The sequence below is a fragment of the Acinetobacter endophylla genome (assembly GCF_053543775.1).
In genome coordinates this window covers 21,152-43,741 of sequence record NZ_JBLVOM010000002.1, presented here as the reverse complement: position 1 = coordinate 43,741, position 22,590 = coordinate 21,152, and the positions used below count along the sequence as shown (strand labels likewise).

Annotated in this window: 23 protein-coding genes; 8 read left to right on the top strand and 15 right to left on the bottom strand. The window is 42.4% G+C overall.

Translation table 11 applies throughout. The features are described from left to right. Position 1: 1 nt before the first annotated feature. From tilS to ppx, 3 genes are read right to left on the bottom strand one after another with little or no spacing between them, the layout of a single operon-like run. Positions 2-1,378, bottom strand: coding sequence for a tRNA lysidine(34) synthetase TilS (gene tilS / locus ACNPNW_RS00415; RefSeq protein WP_191112224.1), 1,377 nt, complete (start codon positions 1,376-1,378; stop codon positions 2-4). Then, complete coding sequence (locus tag ACNPNW_RS00410) at positions 1,315-2,139, bottom strand: acetyl-CoA carboxylase carboxyltransferase subunit alpha (RefSeq protein WP_191112223.1); 825 nt, start codon at positions 2,137-2,139, stop codon at positions 1,315-1,317. The genes tilS and ACNPNW_RS00410 overlap by 64 nt, the downstream gene beginning before the upstream one ends. A 30-nt stretch (positions 2,140-2,169) precedes the next feature. Beyond that, positions 2,170-3,690, bottom strand: coding sequence for an exopolyphosphatase (gene ppx / locus ACNPNW_RS00405; RefSeq protein ID WP_004278264.1), 1,521 nt, complete (start codon positions 3,688-3,690; stop codon positions 2,170-2,172). Between the two features lie 260 nt (positions 3,691-3,950). Here ppx and trxA point away from each other — a divergent pair, with 260 nt between their 5' ends. The 3 genes from trxA to ACNPNW_RS00390 all read left to right on the top strand — a co-directional run bounded on the left by trxA (position 3,951) and on the right by ACNPNW_RS00390 (position 6,557). Next, entirely contained in the window at positions 3,951-4,277 is a 327-nt protein-coding gene (gene trxA, locus ACNPNW_RS00400) for a thioredoxin (RefSeq protein WP_004278266.1), read from the top strand. A gap of 322 nt (positions 4,278-4,599) precedes the next feature. Beyond that, entirely contained in the window at positions 4,600-5,868 is a 1,269-nt protein-coding gene (gene rho / locus ACNPNW_RS00395; protein WP_004278267.1) for a transcription termination factor Rho, read from the top strand. Positions 5,869-6,269: 401 nt separating this feature from the next. After that, complete coding sequence (locus ACNPNW_RS00390; protein WP_153566424.1) at positions 6,270-6,557, top strand: hypothetical protein; 288 nt, start codon at positions 6,270-6,272, stop codon at positions 6,555-6,557. Positions 6,558-6,660: 103 nt separating this feature from the next. Here ACNPNW_RS00390 and ACNPNW_RS00385 read toward each other — a convergent pair whose 3' ends face one another. From ACNPNW_RS00385 to pheS, 3 genes are all read right to left on the bottom strand, one after another. Beyond that, positions 6,661-6,957, bottom strand: coding sequence for an integration host factor subunit alpha (locus ACNPNW_RS00385; RefSeq protein ID WP_004278269.1), 297 nt, complete (start codon positions 6,955-6,957; stop codon positions 6,661-6,663). Continuing rightward, the gene (pheT, locus tag ACNPNW_RS00380) at positions 6,954-9,335 is read right to left on the bottom strand and encodes a phenylalanine--tRNA ligase subunit beta (protein WP_191112222.1); all 2,382 of its coding nucleotides are present in this window, start codon (positions 9,333-9,335) and stop codon (positions 6,954-6,956) included. The genes ACNPNW_RS00385 and pheT overlap by 4 nt, the downstream gene beginning before the upstream one ends. Positions 9,336-9,470: 135 nt before the next feature. Then, a complete protein-coding gene (pheS, locus tag ACNPNW_RS00375) occupies positions 9,471-10,451 on the bottom strand; it encodes a phenylalanine--tRNA ligase subunit alpha (RefSeq protein ID WP_004278272.1) in 981 nt (326 codons plus the stop codon). Between the two features lie 159 nt (positions 10,452-10,610). Here pheS and ACNPNW_RS00370 point away from each other — a divergent pair, with 159 nt between their 5' ends. The 3 genes from ACNPNW_RS00370 to ACNPNW_RS00360 all read left to right on the top strand — a co-directional run bounded on the left by ACNPNW_RS00370 (position 10,611) and on the right by ACNPNW_RS00360 (position 13,550). After that, a complete protein-coding gene (locus ACNPNW_RS00370; RefSeq protein ID WP_191112221.1) occupies positions 10,611-11,636 on the top strand; it encodes a hypothetical protein in 1,026 nt (341 codons plus the stop codon). Between the two features lie 196 nt (positions 11,637-11,832). Beyond that, positions 11,833-12,438: a hypothetical protein gene (locus ACNPNW_RS00365; RefSeq protein WP_005246034.1), complete on the top strand. Its 606-nt coding sequence runs from the start codon at positions 11,833-11,835 to the stop codon at positions 12,436-12,438. Positions 12,439-12,458: 20 nt separating this feature from the next. Further along, positions 12,459-13,550, top strand: a complete 1,092-nt coding sequence (locus ACNPNW_RS00360) for a helix-turn-helix domain-containing protein (RefSeq protein ID WP_191112220.1) — start codon at positions 12,459-12,461, stop codon at positions 13,548-13,550. 42 nt (positions 13,551-13,592) lie between these two features. Here the strand turns inward: ACNPNW_RS00360 and rplT are convergent, their stop codons facing one another. The 5 genes from rplT to ACNPNW_RS00335 form a co-directional block, all read right to left on the bottom strand. Beyond that, positions 13,593-13,952: a 50S ribosomal protein L20 gene (gene rplT, locus ACNPNW_RS00355; RefSeq protein ID WP_004647525.1), complete on the bottom strand. Its 360-nt coding sequence runs from the start codon at positions 13,950-13,952 to the stop codon at positions 13,593-13,595. 11 nt (positions 13,953-13,963) lie between these two features. Continuing rightward, positions 13,964-14,158 (bottom strand): 50S ribosomal protein L35, encoded by a 195-nt coding sequence (rpmI, locus tag ACNPNW_RS00350; protein ID WP_004278281.1) that lies wholly within the window; start codon positions 14,156-14,158, stop codon positions 13,964-13,966. A 194-nt stretch (positions 14,159-14,352) separates the two neighbouring features. Then, positions 14,353-14,775 carry a YqaA family protein gene (locus tag ACNPNW_RS00345; protein ID WP_191112219.1) on the bottom strand — a complete coding sequence of 141 codons (423 nt, stop codon included), beginning with the start codon at positions 14,773-14,775 and terminating at the stop codon, positions 14,353-14,355. A gap of 7 nt (positions 14,776-14,782) precedes the next feature. Further along, positions 14,783-15,073, bottom strand: a complete 291-nt coding sequence (locus tag ACNPNW_RS00340) for a hypothetical protein (RefSeq protein ID WP_191112218.1) — start codon at positions 15,071-15,073, stop codon at positions 14,783-14,785. 74 nt (positions 15,074-15,147) lie between these two features. Further along, entirely contained in the window at positions 15,148-15,768 is a 621-nt protein-coding gene (locus ACNPNW_RS00335; RefSeq protein WP_004732952.1) for a glutathione S-transferase family protein, read from the bottom strand. A 283-nt stretch (positions 15,769-16,051) separates the two neighbouring features. On the opposite strand from ACNPNW_RS00335, the gene ACNPNW_RS00330 reads away from it, so the two are divergent. After that, a complete protein-coding gene (locus ACNPNW_RS00330; protein WP_004732955.1) occupies positions 16,052-16,507 on the top strand; it encodes an Hsp20 family protein in 456 nt (151 codons plus the stop codon). A gap of 104 nt (positions 16,508-16,611) precedes the next feature. Beyond that, positions 16,612-17,163, top strand: coding sequence for a hypothetical protein (locus tag ACNPNW_RS00325; protein ID WP_191112217.1), 552 nt, complete (start codon positions 16,612-16,614; stop codon positions 17,161-17,163). Between the two features lie 43 nt (positions 17,164-17,206). On the opposite strand, the gene infC is transcribed toward ACNPNW_RS00325, so the two are convergent. The 4 genes from infC to ACNPNW_RS00305 all read right to left on the bottom strand — a co-directional run bounded on the left by infC (position 17,207) and on the right by ACNPNW_RS00305 (position 22,377). Then, positions 17,207-17,758, bottom strand: a complete 552-nt coding sequence (gene infC / locus ACNPNW_RS00320) for a translation initiation factor IF-3 (protein WP_071850398.1) — start codon at positions 17,756-17,758, stop codon at positions 17,207-17,209. A 5-nt stretch (positions 17,759-17,763) separates the two neighbouring features. Next, positions 17,764-19,686: a threonine--tRNA ligase gene (gene thrS / locus ACNPNW_RS00315; RefSeq protein WP_448766378.1), complete on the bottom strand. Its 1,923-nt coding sequence runs from the start codon at positions 19,684-19,686 to the stop codon at positions 17,764-17,766. A 224-nt stretch (positions 19,687-19,910) separates the two neighbouring features. Then, positions 19,911-21,080 (bottom strand): alanine racemase, encoded by a 1,170-nt coding sequence (locus ACNPNW_RS00310; protein ID WP_191112216.1) that lies wholly within the window; start codon positions 21,078-21,080, stop codon positions 19,911-19,913. 10 nt (positions 21,081-21,090) lie between these two features. Further along, entirely contained in the window at positions 21,091-22,377 is a 1,287-nt protein-coding gene (locus ACNPNW_RS00305; RefSeq protein WP_191112215.1) for an FAD-linked oxidoreductase, L-gulonolactone oxidase family, read from the bottom strand. Between the last annotated feature and the right edge of the window lie 213 nt (positions 22,378-22,590).

Here is a 22,590-nt window from a genome sequence, read left to right as displayed (position 1 = left end):
TTCAATGCTCATCGTTGAGTTCTAAAGTTGAAGAAACCGACATCGGCAGCCATCCACCTGCTTCACAATATGCAGATTGGGCCAACCAAAATCCTTTAGGGGTAAACACGCCTAGCATAACATTATCTGTGCTTAATATTTGAATAGTATGCCGAGCCCAGGGAAATATTTGCGCTTCCTGAATAGCTTTTTTCAGCGGCCAGGTACCGACACGGCCATATAAATGAATTTTTTCGCCACCCTGCCTCTGCTGTAAATGCAAAGCTTGCTGCAATAATGCAGGAGATAAACCGAACTGTGCAGGCGCGATGATAAATTTCCCTGACAAAACCTGCACACAGTCTTTTAAAGCGAATTTTATACTTTCCGGACTAGTTTGAACCTGTTGCTGCTCGGCTAAATAGGTCTCTGCGGTCAAACGATATAATTGCTGCTGATAGCGTACATAATAAAAGCCTTGCCAATGCAATGCTGCCTGAGCATCTTGCTTGGCATAAATCACTTCGCATTGCAAACGCTTTACCATATCTAAGGATGGACGATACTGTTGTTTACCTTTCATCCAGGCAGAGAGTAATTGACGTTGTCGTGATTTTGAAAGCTGTAGAAATTTACCAAGATCGAGCTGCATTTCAGTCCCACAAGATGCTAAATCCTGTTGCAGCACTTCTTTTAAAATGTTTTGAGCATCCTGCATTAACTCACTGGTTCGCACCAAGGCAGTTTGCATTTTAGGATAACGTTCGCTTAATACCGGCCACAGGGTCTGGCGTGCCCAGGCCCGGTCATAATGAGTATCATCATTGGTTGGATCTTCAATATTCTGAACATTCAGCTCTGATGCCCATTGGCAAATTTGCTCACGGGAAATATCCAGCAATGGTCGCCAAATCGTGAGATTTTCACGTACATCGATTTGTTTCATGGCTGCTAAACCATCTATACCAGCACCCGATAATAGACGCAGCATCAAGGTTTCCGCCTGATCCTGCTGATGATGTGCTAGCACCAACATTTCATCCGCTTGCAAATGTTGTCGATAGGCCTGATAACGTGAATTGCGCGCTTGCTGTTCCAGATTACCACTGGCGACATTGACCGGCTGGATGATGCAGGAAATATTCAGTTGCTGACATTGATCCGCAACGAACTCACCCCAATCCGCACTGACTGCTTGCAACTGGTGATCGACATAAATCGCCCGAACTTTTTCCGGGCATAAAAAAAACATCAGATGCAGCAACAGCATAGAATCTACGCCACCACTGCATCCGATGAGAAATTTTGTCTCTGCAGGAAAGTCCTGCAGTTGTTTTAAGAAACCAGACCTAAATTGTCGCTGCCAAACTTCATCAAACGTTGGTAACGTGCTTCGCATCGTGCTTGCGCTTCCATTGGTTGCAGTTCATTCAAAGCGTCTTTCAGCACTGCTTTCAAGCTGTTCATGACCTGATCCGGATTTAAGTGAGCACCCTCACCTTCATCCACCACATATTCTACAATACCCATTTTCTGCAATTTTTCTGCAGTCAGAGCCAAGGCTTCACTAGCCTGTTCAGCTTTTTCAGCGGTTTTCCAAAGAATTGAGGCACAGCCTTCCGGTGAAATCACCGAATAAATACTGTGAGAGAGCATCACCACACGATCTGCTACCCCAATACCCAGCGCACCACCTGAACCGCCTTCACCCAGTACAGTTGCAATCACAGGTACTTTCAAATTAGAAAGCTGAGCCAGACTGGTGGCAATCGCTTCAGCCTGACCACGTTCTTCTGCACCGACACCCGGATAAGCGCCCATAGTGTCAATAAAAGTAAAGACTGGCAGGTTAAAACGCTCTGCCATGTCTAGCAGACGCTGTGCCTTACGATAACCTTCCGGGTTACTCATGCCAAAATTATGCTGTAATTTTTCACGGGTGCTACGACCACGATGCTGACCAACGATCATCACCGGTTGACCATCGAAACGAGCCAGACCACCGATCATCGCGCCATCATCACCATATAGGCGGTCACCATGTAAAGCATCAAATTCAGTGAATATTTCACCCACATAGTCCAGGAATTGTGGACGTTCTGGATGACGTGCAATCTGCACTGTCGCCCATGCTTTTGATGGAGTTGCTTTATTTTTCATAGGTTAACCGTTTTCATCCCTATAAAGGTATTAATTAACAAACTGTTCGGATTGAATCGAGAGTTCAATCTCCCAATTTTTAAATTGCTGCTGTTCATCGTGCAGTTCAGCTACCAGCAATGGCCATTGCTTGGCATCACCAGACACGCTGAGTTGCCATTGTTGCGCATTTTCAACCTTGAGTTCAATGGCAGGAAGCATCTCATCGCTACGACTGTGATTGACCAAAACCGACAGACGAAGCAGCAAACATAACCATAAAAGTTTAGATCCACCGACTTTCATCACATCAATCTTGGCATCAGCGCGCAATTTACGCCGATGGTGCGCGACCAAATGTGACAAATGATTTTGATCAACTTGCGAGAAACCGGCAATATCCGAGTGTTGTAATAAATACGCGCCATGACGATGATAGCCACTGTGACTAATGGCCAAACCAATCTCATGCAGATAGGCAGCACGACGCAACAGGTCACTATCTTCAACACTCAAACCGAGTTCACTGGCCACGTCATTAAACAGTTTCTGTGCCGTCTGAACCACACGCTCAGCCTGCTTGGCATCGGCATTGTATCGACCAATCAAGGCATGTACGGAACGATCACGGATATCCTCATGCTTGAAACGGCCAAGCAAGTCATACATCACGCCTTCACGTAGCGCACCATCCGAATAGACCAAATGATCAATCCCCAATACATCAAAGACTGCATAGAGAATGGCAATGCCGGCGGGTAAAACGGCACGACGATCATCTTTCAGACCTTCGAATTCCATGTCCGAGACATATTTATATTTAAGCAGTTTATCTTTGAGCTTTTCCAGGCCTTCACGCGTCAACTGTTCGCGATCATTGCTCCAGCCCATATTAACGCAAATCTGGCGGCAGGCTTTAATCGTACCACTCGAGCCGACGACAGCATCCCAACCGGCTTCTTTATAAGTATTGGCAATTCCGGAAATTTCTTTACGTGCCGCAGTAACTGCTTTATCAAAAGCTTTGGCGCTGATTTCACCATCCTGAAAATAAGCTTTGGTAAATGCCACACAGCCCATTTGTACCGATTCGGTATGAATCGGCTCGAATTCTTCACCGATAATCAGCTCAGTTGAACCGCCACCGATGTCAACCACCAGACGACGACCACTGTTGGCCATGGTATGCGATACACCCAGATAAATCAGACGGGCTTCTTCACGGCCGGCAATAATTTCGATCGGTTTCGGTAAAATTTCTGCGGCTTTCTGGATAAATTCATGACCATTTTTGGCTTGACGTAAAGCATTCGTCGCCACGATCCGTAATCGGTTCGGCTGAACGGCACCTAAACGCCCTACAAAACGGGCCAGACAGGCCAAACCGCGTTGCTGGGCGGCTTCGGTTAAATTCTTATTTTCGTCTAGTCCTGCGGCAAGCTGAACTTTTTCTGACATTGATGCCACTTTCTTCACTTCACCATGATCTACACGGGCGATGGCCAAATGAAAGCTGTTTGATCCCATATCGATGGCGGCAAGTAATTCTTCATCAATCAAAAAGTCAGACATTCCAGAAATAAACCTTTAACGAATTGTGCTTAGAGTAATTCACATGCATGCAATTTAAAAGCCATTTGTAGCGACAATTTAATGCCTTATTCTTTTTTTTATCGGGAATAATAGTGAGACACGATCATCACTATCGTGATCATCCATTAGACAAAATAACATTAAGCATTGAAAATTTACAGATTCCCCTACATTGTTAAAGATGGCTATGTAATACTAATAATTAGTTATCTTTAAAATATTAATCTGGAGCACATTCCATGTCTGGCAACATCGTAAACACTACTGACGCAAACTTCGAAGCAGACGTTCTTCAATCAGACGTTCCTGTACTGGTGGACTTTTGGGCAGGCTGGTGTGCACCATGTAAAGCAATCGCACCTGTACTTGAAGTGCTTGCTGATGAATACCAAGGCAAAGTTAAAATCGTGAAAGTTGACGTAACTTCTTGCGAACAAACTGCTGTGAATTTCAACATCCGTAACATCCCGGCTTTGTTGATGTTCAAAAATGGTGAAGTTGTTGCGACTCAAGTCGGTGCTGCACCAAAATCTAAACTGACTGCATTTATTGATGACAATATCTAAGCACAGCATTTTTAGTAAAAAATACGCGACTCATGCTCGCGTATTTTTTTCGGCTATAAATTGACAAACCTGGCATTTTCTCTTATATTCGCTACTCAAGAGATAAAGGATCCTAAATCCTGTCAATTTCTTACAAGACACATTACATAAGATGCCGCTCGGCAATAGAAATTGTTTTCCACATTTTTCTTTGAAACACTCAAACAGATCTCTGAATTGTTCTTTTGCAAATTCAATTGCTTTCGTTTGAATGCTGGTATGCGGCCGAATGTTACTCCCTTTCTAACCTGTACCTCAGAACTTTGATTCTATCTGACCACCTATGAATTTAACCGAACTCAAGAAAAAACCGATTGGCGAACTCATCAAGATTGCCGAGTTTATGGGCCTCGAAGGTATGGCTCGTAACCGTAAGCAAGACATTATTTTTGCCATCTTAAAACGTCATGCAATGAATGGCGAAGAGATTTTTGGTGATGGCGTTCTAGAAATTTTGTCAGATGGTTTTGGCTTTTTACGCTCAGCCGCAGGTTCTTATTTAGCAGGTCCTGACGATATTTATGTCAGCCCTTCTCAAATTCGTCGTTTTAACCTCCGTACTGGCGACACCATTACTGGCACCATTCGCCCGCCGAAAGAAGGCGAACGTTATTTTGCTTTACTTAAAGTCAATCAAATTAACTACGACACACCTGAAAATTCACGTAACAAGATTCTGTTTGAAAACTTGACGCCATTATTCCCGACTGAACAGTTGGTGATGGAGTTGGGCAATGGCACCACTGAAGATTTAACCACCCGTGTGATCGACTTAGTTGCACCGATTGGTAAAGGCCAGCGTTCAATTATTGTGGCTCCGCCGAAAGCGGGTAAAACCATGCTGCTGCAAAGCATTGCACAGTCCATCGTTCGCAATAATCCTGAAGTTATTCTGATCGTTCTCCTAATTGATGAGCGTCCAGAAGAAGTGACTGAGATGGAGCGTACGGTTCGTGGTGAAGTCGTGGCTTCTACCTTTGATGAATCTCCTGCACGTCACGTTCAAGTCGCTGAAATGGTGATTGAAAAAGCAAAACGTCTGGTTGAACATAAGAAAGATGTGGTGATTTTGCTTGACTCGATTACCCGTCTGGCACGTGCTTATAACACTGTGATTCCTTCATCAGGCAAAGTACTGACTGGTGGTGTGGATGCACATGCCTTAGAACGCCCTAAACGTTTCTTCGGTGCTGCACGTAATATCGAAGAAGGCGGTTCACTGACCATCATTTCTACTGCCCTGATTGAAACCGGTAGTAAAATGGATGAAGTGATTTACGAAGAATTCAAAGGTACAGGTAACCAGGAAATTACCCTTGATCGTCGTATTGCTGAAAAACGCGTGTTCCCTGCAATGAACATCAAGAAATCTGGTACTCGTCGTGAAGAACGCCTGATGTCAGAAGACAATCTGCGTAAAGTCTGGATTCTGCGTAAGCTGCTGCATACTCAAGACGAATTGGCGGCAATGGAATTCTTACTGGATCGTATGAAAGAAACCAAGACCAATGATGATTTCTTTGATCAGATGAAACGCAAAGCTTCAAATTAAAATTTTAAATGAAAGGTCATCTAAACGGTGGCCTTTTTTAGGTTGACATAAATTACAGAATGAAACAATGAAGCCTGATTTATGTAAACTTATTTTTAAGTTTTTGATTAATAAAATATTCAGATTAAAAATTGTATAACTTTTAAGTATTTAATAAGCCTTTCTCCAATCTAAATCTTTCATTCCATTGTTATTTTCTGTTAAAAACTTCTTATTTTTTATCGTTTTTCCGTACTTTTTTGATCATTGCCAGTAGCAATTAAAAATGCGCAGTGATAGCATATTTGCAGACCAGTTAGACTGCTCCTGCGTTGTTAGTCCCTAACACAATTAGGAACAATAAAAGCACTTAACAGACTAACTTTGGTTTTTTTTAATCTCAATTTTTAGAGAGTGATGCCATGTTATTCAAAAAAATCGCTATTGCTGCTGCAGTTGCTACTACTCTAGCTTTCGTTGGTTGTGCTAAAAAAGCTGACGACGCTGCTGCTGACGCTAACCAAGCTGCATCTGAAGCTGTAGAAGCTGCTTCTGAAGCTGAAGCTGCTGCTGATGCTGCTGCTGTAGAAGCTACTTCTGAAGTTGCTGCTTCTGATGCTGCTGCTGTTGCTGAAGCTGACGCTGCTGCTGCAGTTGCTGTTGACGCTGCTGCTGACGCTACTGCTGCTTCTGAAGCTGCTGCTCAATAATCTTCTAGATTATTCAGTACAAAAAAAGAGAGCCTTTGGCTCTCTTTTTTATTTTAAAAACTGAAAATTAAAAATATTAGATTCCAGTTTTTAAAAAAGCAGATCAGTTGACCTGCTCATTTCCCACACGTTGACGGAACTTCTGTCCGGCACGAAAGGTGACCACGCGGCGTGCAGAAATCGGAATCTCTTCACCCGTTTTCGGGTTACGGCCTGGACGTTGACGCTTGTCACGCAACTCGAAATTACCAAAACCCGAAAGTTTTACTTGCTCGCCTGAGATGAGCGCCTGGCTAATCTCATCGAAGAACAACTCAACCATTTGTTTTGCTTCACGACGGTTTAAACTCGTGAGCTCACTTAAATGATCAGCCATTTCTGCTTTAGTTAGTGCTGTCATGAAGCCCTCAATGTCGCTTGGTAAGTGTTTTCTAACACTTGAAGGATATTATCCATACCTGATTTAATTTCAGCATCTTCCAGTGTACGGCTTGGATGCTGCCAGAGAAGTGCAAATGCCAGTGAGCGTTTCCCTTCTTCTACTCCTTGTCCAGTGTACACATCGAACAACCAAGTTGAGTCTAAAAGCTCTCCGCCTGTTTTTTCGATAAGTCCCTGAATTTCGCTAACATTAATCTTATCACTAATTAAAAGCGCAATATCACGTCGAACCGATGGAAAACGTGATAATTCTGTAAAATTAGATACATAAGTTTGCAAAACAGCCGCTTGATCCAATTCTGCTACCCATGTGGTTGCCAGATCAAGTTCGTCTTCAAGTGAGGGATGTAAACGCCCCAAGTAACCAATTGATTGACCATTCACGAGAATTTCTGCGGATTGCCCTGGGTGCAACCAGCTACGCTCTGAACGCACATATTCTACGTTGACACGACCAGCAGCCAGAATTTCTTCTACATCACCCTTAAAGTCAAAGAAGTCCATTGGCTGTGCCTTGCCATGCCAAGACTCAGGGGTACGTGAACCTGTTGCAATCAGGGCAAAGGTTGGAATCTGTTTTAAATCATGGATGCTGCGAGCTTCTTGATAGTCAAAACGCAGACCCAGTTCAAAGAAGCGTACACGACTTTGCTGACGGTTAACATTGTACTGCACACAAGGAATCAGGCTAGACAGCAAGGTTGAACGCATCACCGCCAAATCACTTGAAATTGGATTGGCTAATGCTAATGGATTCACACTGGAATTAAGTTGCTTTTCAAGTTTTAGGTCTGCGAAGCTAAAGCTGATCGCTTCTTGGTAACCTAAAGTTACGGCAGTTTGACGGAGTTGACCCAATTCAAATTGATCTTGGTATTTCGCCAATTTCACATCAATCACAGGCAGGCTGATTTGAATATTGTCATAACCGTGAATACGCGCCACTTCTTCGATCAAGTCCTGGTAAATCACCATATCATAACGATGTGACGGTGGAACCACTAACCACTCGCCTTCTGTTTTAACAGTTACATCACAACCTAAACGGGTTAAAGCATCAGTAATGAACGCTGAATCAACACTATAACCTAGCAGTTGATCGACTTGTGCTTGATTCAACTCAATTGCGTCGCGTGTTGGCAATAGGGCTGCATTTTCGGCAACTGTAATTGGTCCGAACTCACCGCCAGCAAGTTCCGCAATCAATTGTGATGCGCGGTGCATAGCGATCAATGGCAATTCAAAATCGACGCCACGTTCATAACGCTGAGAAGCATCAGTATGCAGGCCAAAGCTACGTGCACGACCGGCAATATGCAGTGGTGCGAAGAATGCTGATTCCAGGAAAATTTCAGTGGTTGCATCGCTGACTGCTGAAGACAAGCCACCCATAATACCGGCAATGGCCAATGCTTTTTCATCATCTGCAATCACCATCACTTTTTCGTTGAGTTCAACTTCTTGTTCATTGAGCAAAACTAACTTTTCAGCTTCCGTCGCTTGACGTACGTGTACCGCGCCTTGCACTTTACCACCATCAAATGCGTGTAGCGGTTGACCAAGCTCGATTAATACATAGTTGGTAATATCGACCAGAATGCTGTGCTGACGGATACCTGAACGTGCCAATGCACGCTCCATCCATTCAGGCGTTGGTGCTTTGGTATTCACATTCTTGATCACACGACCTAAGTAACGTGGGCAGCCTTCAGTTGACACAACGACTTTCTTTTCGTCGCTAATAGTTGCAGTAACTTCTTTAATTTCAGGCGCAGTCACCGGAAGCTGGTTAATCACACCAATTTCACGTGCGATCCCGCGAATACTGAAACAGTCACCACGGTTTGGTGTGATGCTGATGTCAATCACGTTATCATCAAGATCCAGATATTCACGGATGTTCATACCTACTGGTGCATCTGCAGGCAGCTCTAACAGACCATCGATTTTATCTTCCAAATCGATTTCTGAAGCGCCGCACAGCATGCCTTGTGACTCGATACCACGAAGCTTGCCTTTCTTGATTTTGAAATCACCCGGAAGTACTGCACCGATAGTCGCAACTGGCGCTTTCATGCCGGCACGTACGTTTGGCGCACCACATACAATTTGCAATGGTTCACCAGAACCGATATTGACAGTGGTCACACGCAAGCGATCTGCATCAGGATGTTGTTCTACTGTCAGGACTTCCCCCACTACTACACCAGTAAAGGGTTTCGCTGCAGGAGATAAGTCATCAACTTCAAGACCTAACATGGTCAATTGATCAGAAAGTTTATCGCTATCGATGGCTGGGTTGACCCATGTGCGTAGCCAATTTTCGCTAATTTTCATTGATATAAAACCTGTAATTCAAATCTCTAGAATCCCCCTCTGCCCCCCATTTTCCAAAGGGGAAGAACTCCATCTATTTCGCGGAGTCCCTCTCCTTTTTAAAAGGAGAGGTTAGGAGAGGATTATTAAAAAGTTTTAAGCAAACTGGCGTAAGAAACGCACATCGTTTTGGAAGAACATACGTAAGTCATTCACGCCATAACGAAGCATTGCAAAACGTTCAACACCCAGACCAAAAGCAAAGCCTTTGTATTTTTCAGGATCAATGCCTGCAGCTTGCAGCACATTTGGATGTACCATACCGCAGCCCAATACTTCCAACCAGCGACCGCGTTCATCCATAATATCCACTTCCGCACTCGGCTCGGTGAACGGGAAATAAGATGGACGGAAACGTACTTTCAAATCTTTTTCGAAGAATTCGTTCAGCAGGTTAATCAGCAAACCTTTCAGTTCCGCAAAGCTGGTATTTTCAGCCACGTATAAACCTTCGATCTGATGGAACATCGGCGAGTGAGTTTGATCCGAATCACAACGGTAAACACGGCCCGGACACACGATCTGGATTGGTGGCTGCTGTGTTTCCATGGTACGAATCTGCACACCAGACGTATGCGTACGCAACAAATGGTTCACATCGAAATAGAAAGTATCGTGCATGGCACGCGCCGGGTGATGCCCCGGAATGTTCAGTGCTTCAAAGTTGTGATAGTCATCTTCAACTTCAGGACCTGTTGCAACCGTAAAACCTGCCTTGGTAAAGAACTGGCAAATACGCTCTTGCACCTGGGTCACTGGATGGATACTGCCCACCTGCTGGCCACGACCTGGTAAAGTAATATCAATGGTTTCGCTTGCCAGTTTTTGTTCTAAGGCAGCTTTATGCAGTTCTGCCTGACGTGATGTCAATGCAGCGGTAATGGTTTCACGTACAGCATGGATTTGTGCGCCGAAGACTTTACGTTCTTCAGGATCCATTTTACCAAGCGACTTAGATTGTTCCGCGAGCTGGCTTTTTTTCCCCGTAAATTGCACTCGTACTTGATCAAGTGCAGCAAGGTCTTGAGCTGCTGCAATCGCAGCGAGCGCTTCAGTGGTCAGGGCTTCCAGTGACATAGTAACTCTCAAAGCAACAGGTTAAAAAATATTTTAAAAACCCCACATTCTAACAGTTTTTAGACACTTTGATGAAGATGCGTTTTAAGGAAAATTAGATTGGCGTGATTAAATATAAAAAGTATAAGATAAACACAATATCAATCAGATCAAATCACTATGGCACTCGATCAAATTTGGAAACAGCAACTGACCCTCGTCACTTACGGCAATGAGTATTTGACTCAGGACCTGAGTTTCAATCGTTGGATTCAACATTCCATTTTTAATCAGCATCAGTTTGCCTTTCGGGATCTGATGTCACAACATCTGCTGGCCCAGCATTTCCAGATCTGGCTGGAAGGTCTGAAAAAACAAGGTGTACGCCGACTGAGTTTGCATCGCTCTGATTTACTGGTTGATGAAAAAAATCCGAATGCCAATGTCGAGCTATTACCACTAGCGCATTTTATTGTCAGTCATGATGCCAAAACCAAAACTGCCTGGATCATTGGTAAAGAACTGCCTGAATGGTACAGCGCGGACAATGACTACGAAGCGCCTAAATCACAACAATCCCCTTTACGCCATGAAACATTCTGGTGTTATGAGTTAAATCCCAAACTGGCCAAGCGCATTGATGTGGATCTAGAAGCGCCAAACTGGGATGATATCCAGACCTATACCGATCATGAACTGTTTGAAAGTAGCCTTGCCCAAGATTTTATCGAGCCGGCGTATACCAATTTGCCTTATTACGGTACCATGCCTGCCATTCAGGCCGATAGCGAAAGTCATTTGGCCTTAATTCCCACTGACTATTCAGCGGATTATGCTCACCAGACTTTGTACCGCCTAGACGCCTTAAACGACTTTATTCAAACTAAAATCCAGCATCCCTATCGTGCAGATGGCGAAGTACTCAGCCCGGAGCAGCAACTCAATCTGCGACATTTTTCGCAAAAAATTGATGATTTAAGTGCTAAATTCATCAGCAAAGTCGCCAACCACTATAAAACTGCACAGCTAACACCTAAAGTTGCACCTGACCCATTTGTCGGTATGAGTACTGAAGATCGTTCACCAAAAATTTCTAAAGCAGAAAAACCTCAAGATCCAGGTAAAGCCAGTTCTTCTGCAAATGTAGTGACCTTAATTGTGATTACCGTGATTATCTGTCTGATTGGTTACTATTTCGGGCTTTAAAAGAATTTTAAGAAGCTATTTTTTTAGCAGCTTTTTTAAACACAAGAAATTTTAAAAAATTAATGGACAAAGTCAAAATTGGTTGACTTTTTCTATAATCAGAAATAATTTGGTTGACGTTTTTATAAAAATGAAATAAATTAAAAATTCGCTACTTAGGATTTCCACATTACATTAAGTAAAGGATACGTTATTTATGGTCAAATACCCCCACCCTTCAACATTTGATAAAGAGTTAACAGATGACAAGTTAACTTATATTGCAAAATTAATGCTTCAGTGTTTCGATAAAAGTTTTCGAGACACCCGTGATATTGATGATGACAATTATACCTTTGGTACTGTTTTCTTTAAGAGAACTCATAATTGTTTGAAAAGAGAATTCCTCAATGATTCTTGTCCTTACAAATTTGAAATAGTTGATAAAACGAATAAATTTATTTTCAAAGTAGGACAAACACCTTGTCGTTTTTTTGAGGAAAAGAATTATTTTTATCCAACCAAGAAAGGTGCATTTGTCTTAACAGAACAATTAAGCCTTTTCAATGAAGTTGGCTTACCTTGCTATTCCAATTTCTTACTCATGTATTCAATTGATGAAGATGGATTCCCATTAGCCACTGTCCGTTTTGTCAGCTATGACATTAACGAAAATATAGTCGCTTTCTGGGAATATAATTCATCTAGCTTTGCTCCTTCAATTCAAACAAATGATTTGTTTACCCCTGATAGTAATGGCAAAAAACGCACTAGAAATCTATCTAGTAAACGTAATAAAGCTAACAAATCACAAGAGAATTGAATCAATTATTAGGTTCCACAATGTTTAATTCCTTTAATGGATTAGAACTAAAACTGCTGCGTTTATTTAATGAGTTATCACTTGAAGACGTAGCAGCTAAAGTTCAAAAGTCAAAACAATATATACATAAACTCGAAACAGGTCTTAGTTATCCTACTGAGGAACTGTTAAATGAGTTATGTGATATTTTTAATGTAAAGAAAGATTTTTTCTATCAAGTACATTCTCCTTTACAAGAAGACCAAATCCATTTTCGTAGTCTTAAATCATCACGACAGTTTGCAAAACAAGTCGTTATTTCTAGAGCAGAACAATTAAATCGGTTAATTAGATATATTGAACATCATGTGGATTTGCCCGAATATTTAATTAATTCTATTGAAATTGATCATAATCAATTAACAGGTGAGCAAATTGAGAAAATTGCAGAGGAATTTAGAAAACAATTTGATTTAAATTTAGCTCCCATCGAAAATTTAACGGAGTTCTGTGAAGATATTGGCATTGTTATAACTGATTTTGACTCTATTTCAAGTGAAGTTGATGCTTTATCATTGATTTGTCAAAGACCTATTATTGTTCGAAACACTAGTAAAAAAAGTGCCTGCAGACAAAGATTTGATATTGCACATGAGATAGGTCATATGGTACTTCATAATGGAGTTACTACTGGCGACAACCTAACTGAGTCTCAAGCGCATAGATTTTCTAGTGCACTACTATTACCTCAATCCATGCTAAGAACAAATTTTCCAATCTTATTTAAAGGTGGAAGGTTTGATTGGAATAAAATGAGTGAATTCAAAAGAATTTGGGGAATTAGTAAAGCAGCTATTCTATATAGAGCAAAGCAACTTAATCTAATTGATGACAATCAATATAAAACTGGTGCTATCCACCTAAGAGTCAATGGCGAGGCAAGACAGGAATCGGAGGATATTAGTATGCCTATCGAAACTCCTACTCTTCTTCAAGAAGCTTTAAATATTATATTAGATGATGGTATTTCTGCTGAAGAAATTTCCAATGAGTTAAATATTTCTATTTCTATGCTCGAAAAGCTTACCAATATGAAATTTCATACTCAGGAAAGGAAACTTAAAATTATCTAAAAAAAAGACCGCTAAAAGCGGTCTTTTTCAAGTCATAAAGACTTATGCAGCCAATGCATCTTTAGCTTTAGAAGCTAAAGCAGCAAACGCAACTGCGTCATGCATAGCGATGTCAGCAAGTACGCGACGGTCGATAATCACTTGAGCTTTTTTCAAGCCAGCGATCATACGGCTGTACGACAAACCATTTTGACGAGCACCAGCATTGATACGTGCAATCCACAAAGCGCGGAATTGACGTTTCTTCTGACGACGGTCACGGTAAGCATATTGACCAGCTTTGATTACCGCTTGGAACGCTACGCGGTAAACGCGTGAACGAGCACCATAGTAACCTTTAGCGCGAGCAAGAATTTTTTTGTGACGGCGATGAGCCTGTACACCACGTTTTACACGAGCCATTTATAATCTCCTTAGATGTACGGGCACATACGACGAACTGAAGCAACGTCACTTACGTGAACCATTACACAGCCGCGCAATTGACGAATACGCTTAGCAGATTTTTTGGTCAAAATGTGGCGTTTGAACGCTTGTTTACGCTTAAAACCGTTAGCAGTCGCTTTAAAGCGTTTAGCTGCACCACGGCGAGTTTTCATCTTAGGCATAACAACCTCTTTTGAACACCTGTTCGGCTCGTTTGCACCATTACAAAACGACCTGCAGGTAAGGGAGCGAGTATTCTAAAGCATCTTTGTTTAAAACAAAAGCATCTTCATTCAATAAGCGAATTTAAAGAATGATTTTAGGATTTAAGTCTGAAAAAATATCCAAGACTGAATCAGGAAAACTATTTTCAAGTTTAGAACATGGCAAAGGCCGCATAGACAAATAGATAACGGCCAACTTTGGCAATACTGACCATCAGCAAAAAACGGGCAAAATTTTCTTTTAATAGTCCCGCAATCAAAGTAATCGGATCACCAATGATAGGCACCCAGCTCAGCAATAAAGACCAGTAACCATATTTCTGATAGGTCGCTTGCGCTTTAAGCATCTTGTCTTCTGAAACCGGAAACCACTTTTTATTTTTATAATGCTCAATCTTGAGACCCAGATACCAGTTCACACAAGACCCCAGAATATTGCCCAGACTGGCCACGGCAATTAACAGCACTGCATGCTGCTTGTTCTGCACTAAAAGCCCCAGCAAAACCGCTTCAGACTGTAAAGGTAGTAAGGTCGCTGCACCAAAGGCCGACAGAAACAGTAAAAATAGGCTCATTACAGCATTAATGGCTCAAGCCCATTTTTTTCTTGGCTTTACTGTATTCCCAACTGGACCAAACGACTGCCGTCACCATCGCCATGATCCGCGCCCACTTATACTGCTCATTGAGCGGTGCAATTGCAGTACGGAGAATCTGCTGATCTTTGGTATTTAGGGCAGCAATCATCTGATCGATATGCACAATTTCAGCAACATACAGCACTAAACATGCAGCAATGCCGAAAAGAATGCTCCAGTAAATTCGGGTATTACTTTCAACAATCTTGGTAAAGTTCAGAAGAAAATCGTTCATATATCCATCCAATAAAAAACCACCGTAAGGGTGGCTTTATTTGCTTAAGGCTATTTTAACATAAAGGCAGACGCTTAACTGACCTGTATTGCCAACGCTTTCTGAACCGCAGGACGAGCATTCAAACGATCGATATATTTGGAAACTTCAGGATAGTCTTCCAGAGTGATCTGCTGCCAGTCATGCCGTAATAACCAAGGGAAAATGGCCATATCTGCAATCGAGTATTCGCCAGCCACATACTCCTGCCCGACCAGCTGTTTATTCAACACCCCATATAAACGCTTGCTTTCATTGACATAACGCTCTGTGGCATAAGCAATCCGCTCAGGTGCAAAACGGCTAAAGTGATGATTTTGCCCGAGCATCGGCCCCAAACCGCCCATTTGCCACATCAGCCACTGTTCGACCTGAATACGCTTCACTTCATCGGCTGGATAAAACAGACTTGTTTTGCGACCCAGATATTGCAAGATCGCACCTGACTCAAAAATTGAAATGGCGCGGCCATGTGGCCCATCCTGATCAACAATTGCCGGGATTTTATTATTGGGAGAAATAGCCAGAAAATCGGACTGGAACTGGTCATTTTCCAGAATATTGATGGGAATAATTTGATATTCCAGCCCCATTTCTTCTAGAGCAATACTAATTTTATGGCCGTTGGGGGTGCCCCAATAATATAAATCGATCATTTTCTTCTAATACTCCCTGCACTTTTACTATGCGACGATGTACTCAACATAGAGGATTTAGAAAGAAACAACAAGTCTGCATTTTAAAATTATTTTTCAATAAATATCAAAATCTTATTAAAAATTTATATATTTTTTTCTTTTTGATCTTGAAAATTTCAGCTCCAAACACATATTTATTTCTGCATAAGGATTGCGTCAATCTTATGCGCTGTTGATGTCTGACATGACAGATCTTATTTTCTTGTTTTTATAACTTTGCTTTAGTGAGAAGGTTCTAATCATGAGTAACTTAAATCTTCATCCATTATTTCGTCGTAGTATTGGCTTTGATCGCTTGAATGACTTTATTGACTATGCCATGCAAAGCGATGCACCGAATTACCCACCGTATAATATCGAAAAGCGTGGTGAGAATAATTACCGCATCGTGGTGGCAACTGCGGGTTTTCGTCAGGAAGAACTCGACATTCGTCTGGAAAATAAGTTGCTGACCATCCTAGGCAAGCCTGAAAACCAGAGCAATGACAGTATTGAATTCCTGTACAAAGGCATTGCGCGACGTGCATTTAAATTGTCTTTACGTCTGGATGAATATATTGAGGTACAACAGGCAGACTATGAAAATGGTTTATTGATCATCGACTTGCAGCGCATTATTCCAGAAGAAAAATTGCCACGTCAAATCCCGATTGGCAATAAACTGCTCATTGCAAACGATGAAAAATCAGTGGAATAAGCTTGATTAAGTACGCAAAGGAAGGTCCGAAAGGGCCTTTCTTTTTGGCTAGAGATTACCTAAGCTCATGGAGGCAATACGCTTTCTGATCATAAAAATAAACCATGAATGCGCCAGAAAACATCCTGTTTCATCAAGCTAGCCCGATCATGCGCACTACGGGATATTTGCTGTTTTGTTATCCGATCGGAATATTCAGCATTTTTTATTTCAGCAGTGTGCGTAGCAATTCCAGTTTTTTCCAAGGACTATTATTTTTATGGCAGGAGTCTCCTAGCTTTTATGTTTATATTGGCGGCTTTCTTGGTCTTTCGCTGCTTATGCTGGGAACCAAACTCAAAATAACCTCATACTCTATTTATTATACTTTGGCCGGTTTCCGCATCAGCCTGTGCTTAAAACGACATTCGGTACAGTATAGCTTTCTGAATCCACGCTATGCTTCTCTCAAAGCACATCTCAAAAGCTGGCTCTATAACATGCCAGCGCATGTGATTAGTCAACGTGATGGCACTTTGGATTTTAAATTGCATCAATCCGGTCTAATAAATCAAATTTGTCTTGGATTTTTCCGGATTCAGCTGTCGATGTTTTCCCGCCCGCAAGCTCAACAGATTATGCAGGCCATACAAAGTGCCTGGAACTTTAGAGCATAAAAAAAGCCCTGCATATGCAGGGCTTTTTTCGCTTAATGAGTGCTTACTTTTTCTTTTTAGGACCAAGTAGCATACCCATTTGACGGCCTTCCATTTTCGGCATCTGCTCAACAGTACCGAATTCAGCCACGTCAGCTTCAATTTTTTGCAATTGAGCTAGACCCAACTGTTGGTGCGCCATTTCACGACCACGGAAACGAAGCGTGATTTTCACCTTGTTACCTTCTTCAAGGAACTTGATGATTGCACGTAGTTTTACGTTGTAATCACCAACATCAGTACCCGGGCGTAGCTTGATTTCTTTCACCTGGACTTGATGTTGTTTTTTCTTCGCTTCTTTCTGCTTTTGCTTAAGATCAAACAAATGCTTGTTGAAGTCCATGATCTTACATACTGGTGGCTCAGCGTTTGCTACGATCTCAACAAGATCAAGCTCAACACTTTCTGCTGCGCGTAGGGCGTCAGCTAAGCTTACAATCCCTTTTTGCTCACCATTTTCGTCTACAAGACGGACTTCTTTCGCACGAATTTCATCATTCAAGGCAGGACGGTTTGATTTGTTACCGCCCTGTTGATTACGGTCAGGCTGTTTAATCGCTGTTACTCCACAATGTACCGGCCGCGTTCGGCTACGGCTGCTTTTACTAAGTCAACGAAAGCATCGATTGACATAGTACCCAAATTTGTTCCTGAGCGGGTACGCACGTTTACGGTACCTTCCTCTACTTCACGGCCCCCAAGTACCAGTAAGTAAGGAATACGCTCTAATGTACGTTCACGAATCTTAAAGCCGATTTTCTCATTTCTCAAGTCAGAAATTGCACGGATACCGTTTTCTTTAAGTTTTGCGACGACTGACTCACATGCCTCAGCTTGAGAATCGGTAATGTTCATCACACATGCTTGCATTGGTGCCAACCAAGGTGGCATGAAGCCTGCGTAGTGTTCGATCAGTATACCAATAAAACGCTCGAAACTGCCAAGAATTGCACGATGTAACATTACTGGCTGATCGCGGTCATTATCTTCAGTGACATAAGACGCATCTAGACGTTCTGGCAAGTTAAAGTCACACTGAATGGTACCACACTGCCAGACACGACCTAAGCAGTCTTTCAGAGAGAATTCAATCTTCGGACCATAGAATGCGCCCTCACCCGGTTGAAGCTCCCACTCAAGACCCGCAGCATCTAAAGCATCTGCCAAAGATTTTTCTGCCATATCCCAAAGCTTGTCATCACCCACACGTTTTTCAGGACGCGTCGACAACTTCATTTGTACTTCTTCGAAGCCAAAATCTTTGTATACATCCAGTGTCAATTTGATAAAGTCTGCAACTTCAGGACCAATCTGTTCTTTGGTACAGAAAATGTGCGCATCATCTTGAGTAAAGCCGCGTACACGCATAATGCCATGCAAAGAACCAGATGGTTCGTTACGGTGACATGAACCAAACTCTGCCAGACGTACCGGAAGATCACGATACGACTTCAAGCCTTGATTGAACACTTGTACGTGACAAGGACAGTTCATTGGCTTCACCGCATAGTTGCGATTTTCAGAATGCGTGGTGAACATGTTGTCTGCATAGTTGGCAGCATGTCCTGATTTTTCCCAAAGCGTGAAATCAACAACCTGTGGTGTACGAATTTCTTCGTAGCCGTTGTCTTGTTGTACCTTACGCATATATTGTTCAAGCACTTGATAAATGGTCCAGCCATTCGGATGCCAGAACACCATACCCGGTGCTTCTTCTTGCATGTGGAACAAATCAAGCGCTTTACCGATTTTACGGTGGTCGCGTTTTTCTGCTTCTTCAATACGTTTTACATAAGCAGCAAGCTGTTTTTTGTCTGCCCACGCTGTACCGTAAATACGTTGTAGCTGTTCGTTTTTCGCATCACCGCGCCAGTAAGCACCAGAGATTTTAGTCAGCTTGAATGATTTTAAGAATTTGGTATTTGGTACGTGCGGACCACGGCACATATCCAAATAGTCTTGATGGTAGTACAAGCCCATTTGGGTTTCTTCAGGCATGTCTGCAATCAAACGCAATTTGTATTCTTCGCCACGCGCAGTGAATTCAGCAATCACTTCATCACGTGGTGTCATTTTTTTCACAACATCATAGTCTTGATCGATGAGCTTTTTCATACGCTCTTCAATCGCTGCCATGTCGTCTAAGGTAAACGGACGTGGCATCCAGATGTCATAGTAGAAACCTTCTTCAATGACCGGACCAATGACCATCTTTGCTTCTGGGAACAGTTGCTTAACCGCATGACCGACCAAATGCGCGCAAGAATGGCGAATGATCTCAACACCGGCTTCGTCTTTAGGCGTGATAATTTGTAGTGTTGCATCTTCAGTGATGAGATCAGACGCATCAACCAAACGATCGTTGACACGACCAGCAACTGTATTTTTTGCAAGACCAGGACCAATGCTAAGTGCAACGTCCATCACAGATACGGCGTGATCAAACTGTTTTTGATCGCCATTTGGCAAAGTGATAATTGGCATAAGAAATCCTTAAGGAGTGATGCCCCGTACCATGGAGCATATCACCGCGAGATTATGATCGAGGCACAGCCTCAAAAGATAAAAACGGTGGATAAATAAAATCGATTCGAATTTTACACGGCTTAGCCGCATGATTAAACCTTTTCCCAATAAAAATAAGATTTACCGCCAAATCTGTGCCTGATCTTTAAAGGCTTAAGCTCATTTTTGCCTTCAGAATGTAGTTACTCCCGCAAAGTCTGCCACTGGATAAACTCTCCCTCTGTATAAACATAAAGCTGAGCGAATTGCGGGATGATAGCTTCACTTTGTGTCGGTCTTAAAAACACATAATCATCGACATGAATATCGCACTGCATGGGCACCTGAAGCATTTCCTGATTACTGCTTCGGCCATACAATACATGCGGCCGGCTTTTTTCAGGGTAGATATAATCTGCTCGCCAATAACCCCCGTAAATAAATACGGCTTTATATTTTTTTGGAAAATGATTCAGCAGCTCCAGACCGGGAATCTGACTACAAGGCAACACTTTTAAAATGGGTGCGGCAATCCAGAGTGCACATTGCAGTTCAGCCAGATTCGCCAGATCAAAATCACTGGGCTTAAGCAGCATCGAGCCAAAGGCTAGATCATTACAAACACTTTGCTGGCAATGCTGCATAAAGGTCGGACTACCACCACCATTAAAACACAGCCCCTCATGCCATAAATCGGGGAATTGCTGCTGAATCATCGTTTTGTATTGTTGATACATCTGCTGTGATTGCTGATAACTTTTGTCGGGACTTTTCAAAATTTTTGGCAGTTTGGCGACATGTGCATCATAGCCCATTAGACCCGAAAGTTTGAGATAAGCCGCGTTGTGCTGAATCAGCTTCATTAAAGCTATAAATTGCTGCTGCGTTTGTACGCCGCCACGATGCAGTCCTACATCAATTTCAATATTGACATTCAGGCAGATATTCAAGCTTTGCGCGAGTTGCAGATATTGTTTTAATCGTTCCACATCATCAATCAGCCATTGAATATTTTCTTGATCATTGGCTTTATTTTGCTCAGGTGAAGTTTGATAAAAACGTTTTACCGCCTGAATCGGCATCGGTTTACCCAGCAAGATATCGGCCTGTGGAAATGACGCACTTATGCAGGAAAGATGCGGCAGATGAAAGACCATAAAGCGCTGGGTATTTAGTTTTTCACTGGCCAGTTTGAGTAGCTGAATGCTGGCTAAGGATTTCACCACCAGGCGCGGTTGTAACTGCGCAGGCAATTTTGACTGTACATAGTCCAAATTACGTTGATAGGTTTTTAAATCTAAAATCAGTTGCGGTGTGCCAGTGCCCTGCCGTTTTAAGTCTTGTGTCAGTTGCTGAAAATAATTTGATTGCATCGCCCTCTCCTCATTTCCCAGATAAAAACAATTCTTTTAAATATGGATTCAGCCATTTTTGCTGTGGATCCAATTGCTGACGTAGCACCATGAAATTATCCCATTTCGGGTAGAGTTCGCGCAGTGATGCTGCGCTCATACTATGTAACTTGCCCCAATGCGGTCGTCCCTGATATTTCTGTAAAATCGGCTCGACCAGATCAAAAATCGCATGATAATCCTGTTTATAGAACTGATGAATGGAAATGGAAACTGAATCGCGCTGATAAAAAGGACTCAGCCAGATCTCATCGCCTTTGACATAACGGAACTCGATCGGGAAAAACATCGGCACCTTATGCTTCCTTAAAGTCGCTAAAACCTCTTCCAGACATTGCAAACCTTGCTCAACCGGAATCTGATATTCCATTTCATTAAATCTGGTATTGCGCGAGGTCGGAAAAATCCGGGATGACCAATCTACATAGCAAGTCGATTTAACAAACACACTCAGCAGTTTTTGCAGATAGGGATTTGTCTTTGGGAAAAGTCGCGTCAATTCCGAACATACGGTTAATAAAGTATCTTCCGAAGGCCAGCTTTCCTGTCTCGGCTGAATGTCATCCTCCGTGTCATCCAGGGTTTTCAGTATCACCTGATCGGCATGCAGAAAAGCCCAAAACTCAATATGTCGGTGCTGATGTTTCCATTGACCAATATGGGTAAATATGTCTTTTAATGAACAGAGCTGGATCTGTTCTTTTAGTTTATATCGTGGTCGATTTTGCAGGGTTATTTGGGTCAATATGCCTAAGCTGCCCAATGCCACCCGTCCAGCCTGAAATATCTCAGCATTCTGCTCACGATGACATTGCAACAGCTCTCCATCCGCGGTCAGCAATTCAAAGCCTTCCACAAAAGCAGAGATGCAAGGTAAATCGATGCCCGTGCCATGCGTTCCGGTAGAAATCGCTCCGGCCAGACTTTGCTGGTCTATATCGCCCTGATTGATTAAGGCCTGATTGATCGGTACCAGATCTTTCCCCAAATCATATAAACGCGTCCCGGCCCGCACGGTGCATTGGGTTTTCTCTTGATCAAAGGCAACGATACCTTTTAACAAATCGAGATTAAGCAACACCTCATCTGTTTTGGCCAATGGGCTAAATGAATGTCCTGCACCCACTGCACGAATGTGTGCATGGGTCTTCACTAAACTTTGTAATTCACTGATCTGGCTGGGCTGAACAATCCGAGCGGCACTGAACTGGCTCCCCGACCAGTTTCGCCAGACGTCATTCGCCTGTTGTATTTTCATTATTCTTCCTGGGCTCATATTATTTTAATGGCTGAACTAGAGTAAAATACCTAAAAAATCAAACTTGGGAACCCATGCGTTCAAAACATTTAAGTAGGGTTAAATATTTTTATTAATATTCAAATACTTAAAATTTGTAAAATCGTACTCGACTAAAGCATAAATGCAAGATTTCTGAGAAATACATATCTTTTCAACAGGATATGAAAATAA

Excerpts from the sequence above, each read along its gene's own strand:
- ACNPNW_RS00390 (WP_153566424.1), top strand. The coding sequence starts at position 6,270 with ATGTTATTCAAAAAAATCGCTATTGCTGCTGCAGTTGCTACTACTCTA.
- ACNPNW_RS00330 (WP_004732955.1), top strand. The coding sequence starts at position 16,052 with ATGAGTAACTTAAATCTTCATCCATTATTTCGTCGTAGTATTGGCTTT.
- thrS (WP_448766378.1), bottom strand. The coding sequence starts at position 19,686 with ATGCCAATTATCACTTTGCCAAATGGCGATCAAAAACAGTTTGATCAC.
- tilS (WP_191112224.1), bottom strand. The coding sequence starts at position 1,378 with ATGCGAAGCACGTTACCAACGTTTGATGAAGTTTGGCAGCGACAATTT.
- ACNPNW_RS00345 (WP_191112219.1), bottom strand. The coding sequence starts at position 14,775 with ATGAGCCTATTTTTACTGTTTCTGTCGGCCTTTGGTGCAGCGACCTTA.
- rho (WP_004278267.1), top strand. The coding sequence starts at position 4,600 with ATGAATTTAACCGAACTCAAGAAAAAACCGATTGGCGAACTCATCAAG.
- ACNPNW_RS00340 (WP_191112218.1), bottom strand. The coding sequence starts at position 15,073 with ATGAACGATTTTCTTCTGAACTTTACCAAGATTGTTGAAAGTAATACC.
- pheS (WP_004278272.1), bottom strand. The coding sequence starts at position 10,451 with ATGTCACTGGAAGCCCTGACCACTGAAGCGCTCGCTGCGATTGCAGCA.
- ACNPNW_RS00410 (WP_191112223.1), bottom strand. The coding sequence starts at position 2,139 with ATGAAAAATAAAGCAACTCCATCAAAAGCATGGGCGACAGTGCAGATT.
- ACNPNW_RS00335 (WP_004732952.1), bottom strand. The coding sequence starts at position 15,768 with ATGATCGATTTATATTATTGGGGCACCCCCAACGGCCATAAAATTAGT.
- rpmI (WP_004278281.1), bottom strand. The coding sequence starts at position 14,158 with ATGCCTAAGATGAAAACTCGCCGTGGTGCAGCTAAACGCTTTAAAGCG.
- ACNPNW_RS00370 (WP_191112221.1), top strand. The coding sequence starts at position 10,611 with ATGGCACTCGATCAAATTTGGAAACAGCAACTGACCCTCGTCACTTAC.
- trxA (WP_004278266.1), top strand. The coding sequence starts at position 3,951 with ATGTCTGGCAACATCGTAAACACTACTGACGCAAACTTCGAAGCAGAC.
- ACNPNW_RS00325 (WP_191112217.1), top strand. The coding sequence starts at position 16,612 with ATGAATGCGCCAGAAAACATCCTGTTTCATCAAGCTAGCCCGATCATG.
- ACNPNW_RS00360 (WP_191112220.1), top strand. The coding sequence starts at position 12,459 with ATGTTTAATTCCTTTAATGGATTAGAACTAAAACTGCTGCGTTTATTT.
- ACNPNW_RS00365 (WP_005246034.1), top strand. The coding sequence starts at position 11,833 with ATGGTCAAATACCCCCACCCTTCAACATTTGATAAAGAGTTAACAGAT.
- rplT (WP_004647525.1), bottom strand. The coding sequence starts at position 13,952 with ATGGCTCGTGTAAAACGTGGTGTACAGGCTCATCGCCGTCACAAAAAA.
- ACNPNW_RS00385 (WP_004278269.1), bottom strand. The coding sequence starts at position 6,957 with ATGACAGCACTAACTAAAGCAGAAATGGCTGATCATTTAAGTGAGCTC.
- ACNPNW_RS00305 (WP_191112215.1), bottom strand. The coding sequence starts at position 22,377 with ATGAAAATACAACAGGCGAATGACGTCTGGCGAAACTGGTCGGGGAGC.
- ppx (WP_004278264.1), bottom strand. The coding sequence starts at position 3,690 with ATGTCTGACTTTTTGATTGATGAAGAATTACTTGCCGCCATCGATATG.
- pheT (WP_191112222.1), bottom strand. The coding sequence starts at position 9,335 with ATGAAAATTAGCGAAAATTGGCTACGCACATGGGTCAACCCAGCCATC.
- ACNPNW_RS00310 (WP_191112216.1), bottom strand. The coding sequence starts at position 21,080 with ATGCAATCAAATTATTTTCAGCAACTGACACAAGACTTAAAACGGCAG.